The organism is Chryseobacterium sp. ISL-6 (genome assembly GCF_018613715.1).
Classification (GTDB): Bacteria; Bacteroidota; Bacteroidia; order Flavobacteriales; family Weeksellaceae; genus Chryseobacterium; species Chryseobacterium paludis.
On record NZ_JAGGPT010000013.1, the window covers coordinates 109,502 to 123,892 of the forward strand.

General features: G+C 35.1%; 10 protein-coding genes. 2 read left to right on the top strand and 8 right to left on the bottom strand.

The window, feature by feature from the left end:
• Positions 1-79: 79 nt before the first annotated feature.
• The 6 genes from J7E44_RS22130 to J7E44_RS22155 all read right to left on the bottom strand — a co-directional run bounded on the left by J7E44_RS22130 (position 80) and on the right by J7E44_RS22155 (position 6,965).
• Positions 80-2,893, bottom strand: coding sequence for a COG1470 family protein (locus J7E44_RS22130; protein WP_214833884.1), 2,814 nt, complete (start codon positions 2,891-2,893; stop codon positions 80-82).
• Positions 2,894-2,896: 3 nt separating this feature from the next.
• Positions 2,897-3,925, bottom strand: coding sequence for a hypothetical protein (locus tag J7E44_RS22135; RefSeq protein WP_214833886.1), 1,029 nt, complete (start codon positions 3,923-3,925; stop codon positions 2,897-2,899).
• Positions 3,918-4,721 carry a fimbrial biogenesis chaperone gene (locus tag J7E44_RS22140; RefSeq protein WP_214833889.1) on the bottom strand — a complete coding sequence of 268 codons (804 nt, stop codon included), beginning with the start codon at positions 4,719-4,721 and terminating at the stop codon, positions 3,918-3,920. The genes J7E44_RS22135 and J7E44_RS22140 overlap by 8 nt, the downstream gene beginning before the upstream one ends.
• Before the next feature lie 82 nt (positions 4,722-4,803).
• Entirely contained in the window at positions 4,804-5,328 is a 525-nt protein-coding gene (locus J7E44_RS22145) for a hypothetical protein (RefSeq protein ID WP_214833891.1), read from the bottom strand.
• Between the two features lie 319 nt (positions 5,329-5,647).
• Complete coding sequence (locus tag J7E44_RS22150; protein WP_214833894.1) at positions 5,648-6,055, bottom strand: hypothetical protein; 408 nt, start codon at positions 6,053-6,055, stop codon at positions 5,648-5,650.
• 79 nt (positions 6,056-6,134) lie between these two features.
• Positions 6,135-6,965: a helix-turn-helix domain-containing protein gene (locus J7E44_RS22155; RefSeq protein ID WP_214833897.1), complete on the bottom strand. Its 831-nt coding sequence runs from the start codon at positions 6,963-6,965 to the stop codon at positions 6,135-6,137.
• A 413-nt stretch (positions 6,966-7,378) separates the two neighbouring features.
• Here J7E44_RS22155 and J7E44_RS22160 point away from each other — a divergent pair, with 413 nt between their 5' ends.
• Positions 7,379-8,521: a vWA domain-containing protein gene (locus J7E44_RS22160; protein WP_214833900.1), complete on the top strand. Its 1,143-nt coding sequence runs from the start codon at positions 7,379-7,381 to the stop codon at positions 8,519-8,521.
• Between the two features lie 88 nt (positions 8,522-8,609).
• Positions 8,610-10,064 carry a sigma 54-interacting transcriptional regulator gene (locus tag J7E44_RS22165; protein WP_214833903.1) on the top strand — a complete coding sequence of 485 codons (1,455 nt, stop codon included), beginning with the start codon at positions 8,610-8,612 and terminating at the stop codon, positions 10,062-10,064.
• Between the two features lie 78 nt (positions 10,065-10,142).
• Here J7E44_RS22165 and J7E44_RS22170 read toward each other — a convergent pair whose 3' ends face one another.
• A complete protein-coding gene (locus J7E44_RS22170) occupies positions 10,143-13,016 on the bottom strand; it encodes a glycosyl hydrolase (protein ID WP_214833906.1) in 2,874 nt (957 codons plus the stop codon).
• Positions 13,017-13,219: 203 nt separating this feature from the next.
• A complete protein-coding gene (locus tag J7E44_RS22175; protein ID WP_214833909.1) occupies positions 13,220-14,275 on the bottom strand; it encodes a serine hydrolase domain-containing protein in 1,056 nt (351 codons plus the stop codon).
• Between the last annotated feature and the right edge of the window lie 116 nt (positions 14,276-14,391).

Consider the following 14,391-nt stretch of genomic DNA (forward strand, 5'->3'; position numbering starts at 1 on the left):
GGACAAAGATAATATTTTGTAAAAGATTATTTTAAAATTTCTGCTGATATTGTAGCTCAATTACTTTCTCGAGCAATAATCACTTTTCTGACAGACATTTAGTTACCAACTTCTTAACGCGAATGTTTTTCTCTTTTACTTTAATAATAAACGGTTCAAGATTGATTATTTTTCCTACTTCCACTTTAAAATCCGAGCTTATACGCTCACAGTAAGTATTCACAGGTAATGAATTCACATTAAGCTCCATTTTGTAATTACCCGATTCTAAAAAGGATACAAATTCCCCATTGTCATCGGTAATAACACGCTGTAAGAACTGATCATTACGGTAAATATTAAAAATGATCCCTCCAATTTTAGGATTGAATTCCATTGCTGTTTTTGTGTCAAACTCGTAGATTACTTTTCCTCTGGAAGTTCCGTTTTGATGAAGCGGAATTTCTAAAAAGTGATGGTGTTTACTGACTTCAAATTCTGCTTCATCATAATACCAGCCTTGTTGGATAATCTGTTTTAAGGTATATTTTCCAAATGGAATCGATTTGTAAACAATATTTCCTTCCTTATTCGTCCTGAAGGAAGTATTATTAAGCATAATCAAATAATCTTTTGCCTCTTTATCTCCTTCATCATAGAGGTTGTTATTGTTATGATCATAATATACAAAAGCTTTTATCTCCCCTTTTTTACCTGGATCAAGCGCAGTAGTCTGAAAATTTAAACTAACACCAACTTCAACTGTCAGAAGATTATTATTGAAACTGTTTGAAGAATAATTAAACCATGAAGAATTAAGATAGATGCCGTAACGTTCTTTCGAATATTTAAGGTTTATAAAACCGGAAGGTGATTTTCCGTATAAGACATCGTTGGTATACGAGATTCCTGAAGTTAAATTTACTTTTTCACTAAAAAAACTCTTATTGACGAAAGCAGAAAGGGAAAGTTTTTCATAAGAATTATTTGTATTTACCATTTTTGAAAAAGCATATTCAGAAAGAAAATAACTTCCATACTGATAAATGCAACTTAAATTCAGCCATTTATAATTATAATTCCCACTGATTTTCATCTGATATTCAGGATGAATAATATTAGGGTAATTAACAAGCCCTGTTTCTATTCCTATGACAGAAGAATGCTTTTTATTGGGGCTAGACCATGTGATATACTCTGTAAGCCTTTGTGCTTTCAGCTGTTTTGACTCTTGGTTTCCGGGTACATTAAAAAAATTGTTATAGGTATTGGAACTTTCTTCCTGATATTGATATCCGATACCTAACCCAAAATCACCTTTTTTAGGAAAGTTGATCCCGGTATCCAATCTTATGTTATCAGACTTCAAAGTATTATTGTAAAAATAGAATTTAGGGGAAAAGTTGGCTATGGTTATATTAGCATAAACATAGTGATCTTTAAAAATATTCGTGGAAAAGTTTTGTTGAATCTGGAGCATACCCCTCCGGTTTCCAGGATAATAATCTGTACTGTAAAAATAATTCCCATTCAGATTTACTTTTTTTATCATTCCTGAATATTGAGATTCCAAAGCTAATGAAGGTTTTGTCACATTGATCCCTTCGTAAACGCTGAGCCCACTGTATATTTTGGAATTCATTTTCCAGTCCTTACCAAAGGCATACTGTATATCGGTTCCCAACAAATTATGCTTCGCTTTATCATAAGGATCATTCCTAAAAATATAGGTTCCCGAAATACTATGGGATGCGTTCTGTGCACCAAGGATTCCTTTAGCATAAAAGCCATAACCATTTTTTAAAAATGAATTTCTTTCTATCAGGCTAAAACTTTGGTCAATAAAACCAACTTCAATTTTCTTGTTTTTATCTGAGGACGTAAAAGCATATTCTGCTCCCCTTCCAAATAGGGAAAGTTCCAGTAATTTACTTATATTTCCCAAGGTAAATTCATTATTTTCCTGGTGATAAGAAATGTAGGTATTATTGATAATAGGATCACTTTGGTTATTCATCGTGTAGATATTCCCTCTGATAAAAATGTATCCTGATGGAAGGTTAAATCCCCCTGATCCCATTAACTGGTACATATCAAGATTTTCACCGACATGTCTGTAACTTGCGGTGATGCTGTTCGTAGTGAAATTTGAAAACATATCAGATTGTATATTCTGGTAACGCTGGGTCGAAGATATATTCTGAACTGAAACCGATGCATTTCCGAATATTTCTTTATCCGGTTCCCTGAAGCCTGCAATATTAACTGTAAACTGGGAACTCCGCATCAATATTTTAGAAGGCAAAAAGCGAAATACAAACACAGAGTCTTTTTGAACCCCTATATTTCCCGTTTTTTCTATGAAAACACTTCCCTGAGAAATTTCCGGAATTTTAAAAACGACACTAACATTCTGTTTTTTATTCCCCAGATTGGAAACTCTCGCTCTTACTTCAATAGAATCGTTAGTGTTGTTCATGTAAACCACAGGAACTTCTGCGGATATCCGCATCGCATTGTTTTCAGCGATCGTATAAGCTATCTGTTTTTGTACAACGATCGTATTTTGTGAGTCCGTAAGCTTAAAAATAATTTGAGATTCTCCAGCACCGGCATTGTTATTCACCAATATTTTTACAGGTAAAAACAGATTGTCACCGGAATTCATAGCCACTTCAATTTTGTTTCCTGAAATACTTCTGAAACCGGATGGTGTATTAATTTCAATTTTTCCCTTAAAAGAATGGTTCCCTTCATTTTTCAAAACTAAAGTAAGATCTACAATATTTCCTTTATCTGCTCTGGATTCGTTGCGGATATCCAAACTGATCCCTGCGCTGTTTTGCGCGGGGATAAAAACAAAAGCAGATATCAAAAAAATAAAAAGTACTTTTTTGAAGAGATCGTACAGCATAGGTTATTGAGGAATTATCTCGTATTGAAGTGTAGTCGAATATTCTTCCGTTCTGGCATTAATAAACCTTTCATCACCCGCATTTGTGGAATATTTGATATCGTAATAAACATTGGAGCCTTTAGTAGAGCTTCCGGTAGCAATAAGTTGTGGAGAAGCACTTAATAAAACAGGATACACATTTCCTTTATTATCTGATACCGGAGACAAGGTCATTTTTACGGTTTCCAAAGGAATGCTATTTCCTTTTGGAGAATTAAACTGACCCTGAAGAGATTTTAGTTTAATCTGATAATTGGTATTACTGCTTACAATTAAGGCATTAGAATACGTAACACTAACCCCTTTTATATAGTCTTCTATACTTTTAAATTCCAGTGAACCATTGACTGCATTGGCGGAAAACTTTAAAGAAAGTTCCGGAACTTCAGTGGGACTCCCGGAAAGGGTACCGATCTGAAACTGGAAATTATGATCCATTTTGCCAATGATATTGTTATACTGATCGTATGCCGTAAATTGAACAGGTGCAATAAAAGTGATCCATGAAGGATAGTTACCTAAATAAGCTCCACCCATAACATTCAAGCTGTATTTTATCTGAAGGTTATAATAACCGTTAGGCTGGGCAGGCTGATTGTTTAATGAGGCATTCGACTGTGGAATCAAAAAGACTTCTTGCCCTTCCTGAAGAAATACATTAAGGGGCATTCCTATCTGAGGAATTGTAGGTACCGGATCAGGATAAGCTTGTCCCGAAGAGTTGACCGGCTGAAAAGAAATTTTGTTAGCGGGCATCATATACTTACCATCATTGGAAGTGATAGGCTGCTTCAACCTCATAGATAATCTCCAATGGGGAATATTGATTTTACCATTACCTGCCAGAGTAAAAGTATAAGCATCAGGATTGGTATTGCCACTGTAAGAATTGATCTGTAAATAACTATTGACCCAGGAACTGTACGTAACCTGCGAAAAACAATTCAGGGAAATCAATAATAACAGATAATGGAATTTTTTATTATTCATAGGTGAAGCTTAATTCTCCTAATTCAAGATTGTTAGTATCTCCATAATCTATCATTACAGAAGCAGTATACTTCCCTTTTTCAAGTGCTGACGGAAGTTGAATAGTCATTTCTCTTTTATTTCCGGGCATTGTGTAAAAGACAATCGGATCAACAGAGATTTTTTTTCCGTTTTGTACATTGACAAGATCTGTATATACCTTTCCATCTACCCAAATATCTCCCTGATTTTCAAAAAACAGACCGAGTATATTTTTAGATTTTTCATACACCAGATTCTGAATTTCAATTTTCTTACTTTTTGCTAAAGGTAATTTGTGAAAAAGCTTGATTCCTGAGCGTATACTCACTTTTATATTAGCTCCTTTATTGTCTACATCATCCACGGGATTCATTTGACTTACAAACAAAACAGATGAATGAGCAGATAACTTGTCCACCAGGGTAGTTGGAGCCGTAAGGGTAACATCAATATCTTTTTTCTCTCCGGGAGCCAGTGTAAAGTAAGTATCTTCTTTTTTTACAGATGCCCAGCCGGCACAGGATATTGGACGTGTGTTTGCCCCGTACATCATATTTTCCCCTTTATCATCGTACTCCCAATCACCTAAACTTATAGCAAGATCCAGAGCATTTTTTGCACTTACATTGGTAACCGTTATTTTTTGAGTATTACTATTGCCTAAATCTGATTCAAAATACAGCCTGGGTGGAGAAACAGAAATTCCTGTCTGTGCATATCCTTGGGAAAGTAAACAACAGGTTAGGGATAAAGAGAGAAAAAACAGTTTTTTCATTACAAATACTTCATATGACAGAAAAAGATAAAGTGCAACAAAAGCCTGTAACACCTTATCTTTTTAACAGTATTTTAATATTTTATTGGGAAATAATAGTATACGTTAATTCAGTAGTATAGACTGTAGGAGCCTGACCAGCAATATAATTATCCAGGTAAGCATTAGCTCCAGCACCTTTATACTCAATACTGATTTTTTTATCTACACCTCCGTTGGGAGAAGTAACCAAGGTAGTTTCAGTGGCAGATAATTGTATATTCTGTGCATATTGCGCTCCATTTACAGCTTCAGATCCTGCACTTGCTTTGATCTGTACGGTATTGGCCTGAATATTTTTAGCTCCATTTTGTAAAGCTGCATTGGCACTTTTTACTTTTACCTGAAATCCTCCGGTACTGTAGATACTTAAATGGTCTGCATTCACAGAAGAAACTCCATTTACATAGTCATCCTTGGTCACATAGTCAAGGTTAACGATTTTCTGAGCATTGTTCACCACAAGAGTTTGAATAGGTTTCAATCTCACATTGAGTGTTACATTTTGTTGAGCTTGTAATGCTGCAAATCCTAATAGAGCAAAAGAAGCTAAGATACATTTCTTCATAATTTAAAACGGTTTTCTTGTATTAATAATTATTAATTTTTAGAATTTGCCGCAAATGTAGATAGAAAGATAGCTTATGCTTTTGTGAAAAAATACTTAAAATTTGTGATTTTATGTAGTGAATTATTTACACACAGAAAGAGCCTTTTATGAAAAAATCATAAAAAGCATCGAATATCAACAAAAAAATACCGTTAAAAATTAAAAGATATATTATATTATTATTAAATAATTCACTTTTATACGTTTATCGGTAAAAAAGACATTATGGAAAATTTTAATCTATACATGATAATTTCCATAAAGCTTTGTATATTTTTTATTGAGAAATTAGTGTTAGCACTAAATGATCAGATTGAAAATCAACTTCGCAACCTAATTTTTTTATCACTTTTTCTATATTCTCATTTATTTTATACACTTTCTGAATAACTCCTTTCTGGTGATCTATCAGATTATATTCTTTATAACAACTGTTTTCAAGGTTTTCTTTTATATTGTTATTAGTTTCCTGGTGCGCTTTAACCTCAAAACCTGAGGGACTCGATACCGTCACAGATTGGAATTCAGGTGACCGGGATCTTTTTTTATCAGATACATCAGAATTAATTGAAAGGACTTGCACCGGATATAATCGGACATTTAGCCTCAAAGCATCAGACATCTGAGCAAAATATTTTGCACTTGCAAAAAATAAAACAATTAATAAAAACCTTGTAAAAAGCATATAGCCTAGATTTTTCACCAATCGGTTACTTAGGTAAATATACAATAAATTCTATAACTTCATACAAGAAGTTCTAGAATTATCTCAATTCTGAGGGATTTTTTCCGGTGTGCTTTTTAATGAAGTTCGTAAAATTCCCTTCATTACTGAAACCCAGTTCATAAGAGACTTCAGAGATTGTACAGTTAGAAAAAACAAGTGCTTTTTTACATTCATTCACCAACTTTTCAATAATAATATGCTTGGCAGTTTTTCCCAGAACATATTCAGTCATTTCTGTTAATTTTCTGGCAGAAATATTCAGTTCATTAGCATAATAGGAGACCTTCTTTGCCCTTTTATAATCTCTTTGTAAAATGACTTTAAACCTATTGACATAGTACATATAGTCGAATTTAAAATCTTTCTTTATCTCTTCGGTAGGTATATGTAAAAATGCATCCAGGATAAGCCTTTCTATTGCATTGTGAGCTGCAGAAATATACAGGCTCTTATCTTTACGCTGAAAACTCTCCATCCGCTCCATAAAAACTACTTTCATTTGTTCAATATTAGTGAAGGGCGCAATAAATACATCTGAATCATAATTGAAGAAAAGCTGGGAATTGATGAACAAACTGTCTTTTGTTGATCGTTCATAGAAACTTGCTGAAAAGGCAATAACAAAAATTTCATATCTTTTCACTTTACCGAAAAGCACTTTCTTTTGAGGGCCTACGAATGCAATATTACCTGCCTGAATGTCATAAGATACATTCTCAACGGTTAGTTTGATATCTTCTAAAATGATATAGATACAAAAGTAATCCAGTGTGCTAAATTCTCTATTATTGTTATTTCTTTTTATAATAAGATCTAATCGATTGATACTAAATCCACTATCCTTTAACTGCTCCGTTATTATATACATACAATTGCTAATTCTATCAAGGAAAATCCCGTTCAACAAACTATTATATAAATATAAAATTTTTACTAAATATTGTTCTACTAAAGGAAAAATGTACTAAAATTAACACATCACGGATTATTAACTAAAATCATTTTAGTTTTATAAACTTTACATATAAGCGAATTAAACAATCATTTACTACCCCTTGTCATGTATATTATATTTTCATTTCTTATCACTGTCATTAGTATTTTCTATTTTTCCCGATTGTATATTTTCATAACTTGTCTATTTTAACTTAAGGAAGAAATACAAAAAATCTACAAATAAATTTGCTTAAATTTAAAGACAATAACAATCTTTAATCCATTTAATTCCAGACAAATACAACAAATATTTAAAAGCAATTAGTAGAAAAACAGCAACGTCTCATGACTAATAAAGATTTTAATTTTCACAAAGGATTTACATTCAGCAAACATATTCCGGAAGAAGTATCAAATTTTGACCGGGTCTTTGATGTTTTCAAAGATTTGCTTACCCATACTTCCGGAGATATCGAAGAAGCCTTTGAATGGCTCGATATGCTGAATAAAGAATATGACATTTTCGACGATGGATATACCATTGAGGATTTTGAAGAGGATTTAAGAAAACGCGGATACATCAAAAAAGAAGATGATCCTGAAGATGGGAATTCCGGATCAGGAAAAGGTAAAAATATACTGACTGCCAAACTGGAGGCTGCTTTACGGGAATATGCTTTGGATCAGATTTTTGGAAAGCTGAAAAAAAGCGGCGTCGGAAACCATCGTACATCGAAAACGGGTGTTGGTGATGAAAGAGATGGTGAAAATCGCACCTATCAATATGGAGATGATCTGTCGTTGGTGAATATGACTGAAAGTCTAAAAAACGCACAGATCAATAACGGAATTTCTGACCTGCGCCTCACGGAAGACGACCTCATCGTAGAGGAAACCAAACATAAAGCGCAGATGAGTACCGTATTGATGATTGACATCAGCCACTCCATGATCTTATATGGTGAAGACCGTATCACGCCTGCTAAAAAAGTGGCCATGGCGCTGGTAGAATTAATTAACCGAAAATATCCAAAGGATTCCATTGATATTATTGTTTTTGGAAATGAAGCCTGGCCTATTAAAGTTAAGGATCTGCCTTACTTAAAGGTCGGCCCTTATCATACCAATACAGTCGCCGGTTTAGAGTTAGCAATGGATATTCTTCGCAGAAAAAGAAATACCAATAAGCAGATCTTTATGATCACTGATGGAAAACCAAGTTGTATTCAACTGCCTACAGGTGAGTTTTATATGAACAGCAATGGCCTGGACGAAATGATTGTTTCCCAATGCCTCAACAGAGCAGCACAAGCCAGAAAACTGAAAATTCCAATCACTACTTTTATGATTGCTCAGGATCCTTATCTGCGTCAGTTTGTGGAAGCCTTTACAGCACAAAATAAAGGGAAAGCCTTTTTAACGGGTCTTTCAGGTTTAGGGCAAATGATTTTTGAAGATTATGAAAAAAACAGAATTAAAAGAATTTAGATATAAGATGTCAGATGTTAGACATTAGATGTCAGACCTATAATTAAGATAAAAGTATCATTAAATAATTGTTATTACTTACAAGAAAATGAAAAACGATATTACATTTAAAGAATTAAAAAAATCCGGTTATACTGATAAAACGATCAATGAAGAAATTCAGGCAAACTTAATTGCAAGAATTAAAGCTAAAGAACCTGTATTTGAAGGTCTTTTAGGTTATGAAGATACGGTAGTTCCGCAATTGAAAAAAGCTATTCTTGCCGGTCATCATATTAATCTATTGGGTTTACGTGGCCAGGCAAAAACGAGGATTGCAAGAAGTATGGTCAATCTTCTTGATGAATACATGCCTATTGTAAAAGGATCCGAGATCAATGACAGTCCGTTTCAGCCTATCTCAAAATTTGCCCGGGATCTTATTGCTGAACATGGTGATGAAACACCTATTTCATGGGTACACCGCTCCAACCGTTTCTTTGAGAAACTGGCAACACCGGATGTGAATGTTGCTGACTTAATTGGGGATATAGATCCTATTAAAGCGGCTACTTTAAAACTCCCCTATTCCGATGAGCGTGTTTTACACTATGGAATGATTCCTCGTGCCAACCGTTCGATATTTGTATTAAATGAACTTCCGGATCTACAGGCACGGATTCAGGTTTCTTTATTTAATATTTTGCAGGAAGGTGATATTCAGATTCGTGGATTTCAGTTGAGAATGCCACTTGATATCCAGTTTGTCTTTACAGCAAACCCTGAAGATTATACCAACCGTGGAAGTATTGTAACTCCTTTAAAAGATAGAATCGGATCGCAAATTTTTACCCATTATCCTCAGACGATTGCGCTTGCCAGACAGATTACAGAACAGGAAGCCAGGGTTTCAACCGAAGACCGATCAAAAATACAAATTCCAGGTCTGGCAAAAGATCTTTTGGAAGAAGTTGCTTTTGCAGCACGTGACAGTGAATATGTGGATGCAAAAAGTGGTGTAAGTGCGCGACTTACCATCAGTGCTATGGAAAATTTAATGGCGGCTGCAAAATTACGTCTGATCGAGTCTGGTGCCGAAAAAACGACAATTCGTTTGCTCGATTTTATGTCGATCATTCCATCAATTACAGGAAAAATAGAACTTGTGTATGAAGGCGAGCAGGAAGGTGCAGATTATGTAGCGAAAATATTAATCGACAAAGCGGTTATGGTACAGTTTGAAATGCTGTTCCCACGTATATCCAAGCTGGAAAAAGAGAGTATTAAAACACCATATACTGACTTGATCAAATGGTTTAACAAAAACCACCTTGAACTCAATTATGCAGATTCAGATGAGGAATTCTATGCTAAACTAAACAGCATAACCCCTCTGGTAGCAGTGGTTGAAGAAAATACTTCAGGACTCAGCCCTGAAGATCAGAATTTTTGCAAAGAATTGGTTTTATGGGCTTTAACCATTAGTAAAAAACTGGATAAATCTGAAAACCAGACTGCTTTCACTTTTGATTCAGCAGATGTAGGTCAGTTTTTCCGAAACTAAACTATACAAACAACAGAAAGTATATGCAAACAACAGCTTCAGATTTCTCTGAAGCTGTTGTTTTATTTTTAAATTCTTCTAATAAATAGTGACCGGACCTGCCAAACCCATGGATTGAAGTGGCTGGTCCTTCTTTTTTTGATTCGTCCAGTATTGTGCAACAACATTATCTTTAAGGGTTTTCATATAGTTCACCATGACGGTAACCACCTTAATTTCGATATCATTCATTCCTTCCCTGATTAAACCTTCCAAAGGATAAATTCTTCTACCAAACCACTGTGTTCCCGCTTCTACTCCATTGATACGAACCTCACAGATTCCATATACAATTCCCAGATTCAGATAATTTATTGTTGACTTATCTCCTGATTGAAACCTATTCCGGTATACTACCGTTCCGGCAAAATTTACATATGCAGGAAGTTCTTTAAGATCAGCCAGTTTATTGAGTTCTTCTTTTTTAATGGTTCCATCATAGTGTCTGAATTCAACATCCCAGGTATTGTTAAGTTCTGTTGAGTTATTTCCAGTTAAAGGACTGTCTTTCCAGACTATTCCTTTTCTATCATGATCAAAAACAATCAGCTTAGAATCGGCAGGGCCTAAATCGATATGAAGGCGTCCTTCCGGCAGCTCCAGTCTGAAACGTTTACCTGTTGCAGCATCCCATAACCAGGCCCGTTTGTGTCTGATCACCTCTTTTTCAAATGTAATATCCAACGGCGCATTGTGTTTACTGCTGGAATTATTAAACAGGAAAAGGTCCGCTTTATCTGTCTGATAACGCACCTGGGTGACAAACGTCTTTGGGGACTGAATCTTCACATAAGGCTTAATATTATACTTTTCCTGAACAGTTTTATACCAACCCAGGAAATCAGACGCTGGCTTTTTTAAGAAAATAAAGCGGTCAGGATAAGCCTGCATTTTCGTGACCCAGTCTCTTACTTCCCGATCTCTTTTCTCATAATTATTCCAGCCTGTAGACCGGTCTGGTGTGGCTTCAATACAAAAGATTCTTCCGCCACTGCTAACAAAATCATGGAGTTTACTGGCGGTAGCTGTATCTAAACTATGTACTTCGATCAAAAATAAAGTATGGTATTTTCTCTTTCCATAAGTAAGGAAACCTTTCTTGACTTCCGAGTCGTTGATGACGCGTTCAGAGACATAATCACAGGCATTACCATTCTGATGAATAGATTCCCAGATCAGTGCCTGATAAGCTGGCGATACCATAACAGGGAAAGGTTCCATCTGCGCCCCATATTCCGACCACTGATCCGTAAAAGGTGCCAAAAGTGCAATATCAGCAAACATACTTGCCTGCTGTAATACGGCTGATAATCTTGCCCGGTAATCTGTATAATGTTTAAAATAAGGCCACATCGTATTCTTCTCATTGAAATATCCACCATAGGTTATCCAGCCGGGAAAAGCTGCTTCTGGTGGCGAATAATTAAATCCATGAAAAATAGGATGGGTAACTCCGGATATCGTACTCTGATCTCCGGCTATTTTAAAAATTTCCAGCGATTCATTAAAGACCATATCCGTATTGGTAAGCTCTTCTGAGCTGATCAGCTTTTTATCCTTTAAATGTGCTGCGGAGGAAACCAATTTATTGATCATCGTATTTCCCCTACCCAGATGCCAGGGATATTGCGTGAATTTTTCCTCACTGATATCTTCTCCTATTCCATATTTCAGCCAGGTCTCACATTCAGGGATATCGATATCAAAACTTCCTTCCAGTGGAAAATAACCGCGTCCATAAGCTTGTGCTCTTGATTTTATCTTATTGTCTTTACACCACTGTACAAAGGTATGTACAAATCTTTCCTCAAATATTTCAGCTTTTGTCAGTTCAAAATCGTACCGCATCCGGTCGATCATCTTTTTAAATTCCGGACCTGATTTTACGGGATAAAGGATATTCTGACCGGTCGTATTTCCCATTCCACCAATTTTAAATAAAACAAAAGGCAGATAAGGATACAGGTCATATCCCCTTCTCCGTTTAAACTCGCTCATCATATCATTGCTCCAGTTCGTTCCTTCCGTCTCCAGACTGTCGACGAAGAAAGATCTGACATTTGGAGCAAGCGGTCCTATTTTTTGATGAATGCTGTCACTCATCCTGTTGAAGTATTTCTTTACTGCCGCAGTATCGTAATGATTCAGTACAGGTCCCATACCACCCGGAGCACCCTGGATCACACTCATAAAGCGCTGTATTTTTACCAGTCCGTAAATGGCATAATCACCTTTAGGTATAGAAACTTTGATCATCCCATTTTTAATCTGATCCGACAGGTTCATTACTTCATCCATACTGTTTAAAGGATCGGGAACAAGCTTTACTTCCATCATTTCCATTGTTCTTCCGCTATACGGACTTGTAATGGCCGGATCAGCCTCTTTGTAAAGATCAAAAAGAGAGAACTCTGTGGTAAGGGGACCTTTCAATTTTTTTACAGCGATCACCACGATCTGTGAACATTCTTCCTTTTTCAGGAAATCACCACCCATAGGGAATCCGGTACCGACAAGCAAATCGCAGGTCATCCCTAATGATTTAGCTTCTTCAAGGGTGAATTTCAATAATTCAATCCACTCATCACTCATCCAGTCTACACTGGGTTTATTCATATCATCAGTTCGTGAGGGAAATGATATGGGATTGATCTCTACACCCCCTATTCCTGCATCTTTTAAAATCCTGAGTTCACGGGCAAGTTCTGATTTTTCTATTTTATCGCCGTTCCACCACCAACGGACAAATGGCCGGTAATGATTTTCCGGGTTACTGAATATTTCAAATAGTGACTTATTAAGGGGTAAATTTCCTTCTTTCAGCATTGCATGTGCATATGACGGCAATACATTCACTAAAACTAAACCGGATGCTGCAACTGAACAATGTTTCAAAAAGTCTCTTCTTTTCATGAATGGCCTGTGTATTAAAATTGATAACACTTATACAAACAGATTCCCTTGAAGGAATCAGATAAGCGGGCGAACCAAATTTAATAGATTTGCCAACAATAATACACTTTTGTTGGAAAAATAATAGGAGATATTTAATGAAGATAAAAAATCCAGGAATTCTATTTTCCTGGATCAGTTAATACTTTACGTAAAGAACAGATTTATTTCAATATTTTTTGAGAAATTTCATTAAATAAGTTCTGTCTCATCTTTGAGTTTCTTTGACTTAGAAGTACGATAACGCCCCAATTTTTAACCCTGTTATAAAATATGATCGAAGATTGTCCCATAGAATCACCTGTTTTTACATACACGGTATTTTTATCATCCGCTATAATGTTTGTCCCCAATCCCAATTCTCTATTATTATCTTTATAGAAGATCTTTTCGGTCAGCATTGCTGCCTGAGATATTTTATTTCCTTTAGTCAAAACCGCTTTCAAATAGGTGATCATATCAGAAGTATTGGACTTTATTAATCCTGCAGGTGCCGTAACATTCCATTTAAGAAATTCCTGAACACCACCATTAGGATTGTAGCCTGTTGTTTTATTTTTTACATTAAAATCTTTTGTTAGGGTATGATTCATTTTTAATGGCTTCAGTATTTTCTCACGAATGATCTCATCATAAGTCTTTTCATATACCTTTTCTAAGATTTGCCCCAATAAAGTGTAACCAAGGGTTGAATAACGGTATTTTCCATAATCAGTTAATTCAGTGCAATTATTGACAATATCAGTTAATGTTTTTTCATTTACACTATTGATAGGTTGTTGCGAATCAAGCTCTACAAGTTTTGCAAAATCGACATCAGGCAAGCCAGATTGATGGGAAGCTAAATCCGATATTCTTATGTTATTTTTAAGATCCTTCTGTAATACATATTCTTTAGGAAGGTAGTTGTCTATATAATCATCTAATTTTACTTTATTTTCAATAGCTGCCTGTGCAATTAAATTTGAAGTTAAAATTTTAGTAATTGAAGCAATTTCAAACAGGGAGTTTTTATCAATATCCATTTGATTTTCCTTACTCAGTTTACCATATGCGATATAATGTTCTTTATTATTATTGATGTAACCAACACTAATCCCTACATCCGGATTATTTTTATAGTTACTTTGAATAATGGAATCGATCTTTTTAGAATAGTCCTGCCCAAAAGTAAAGTTGCTTATTAATAATACGGCTACCATTTTTAATGCGTTTTTCATAGTTTTTTATTTAGGTTAAATTTATATTGATGCAAATGTGTGAAAGAAATGATCTTCCCGCGACCGACTGAAAAAAGTCGAACGCATTTATTTAGAAGAATAGGTTTGATAGATTA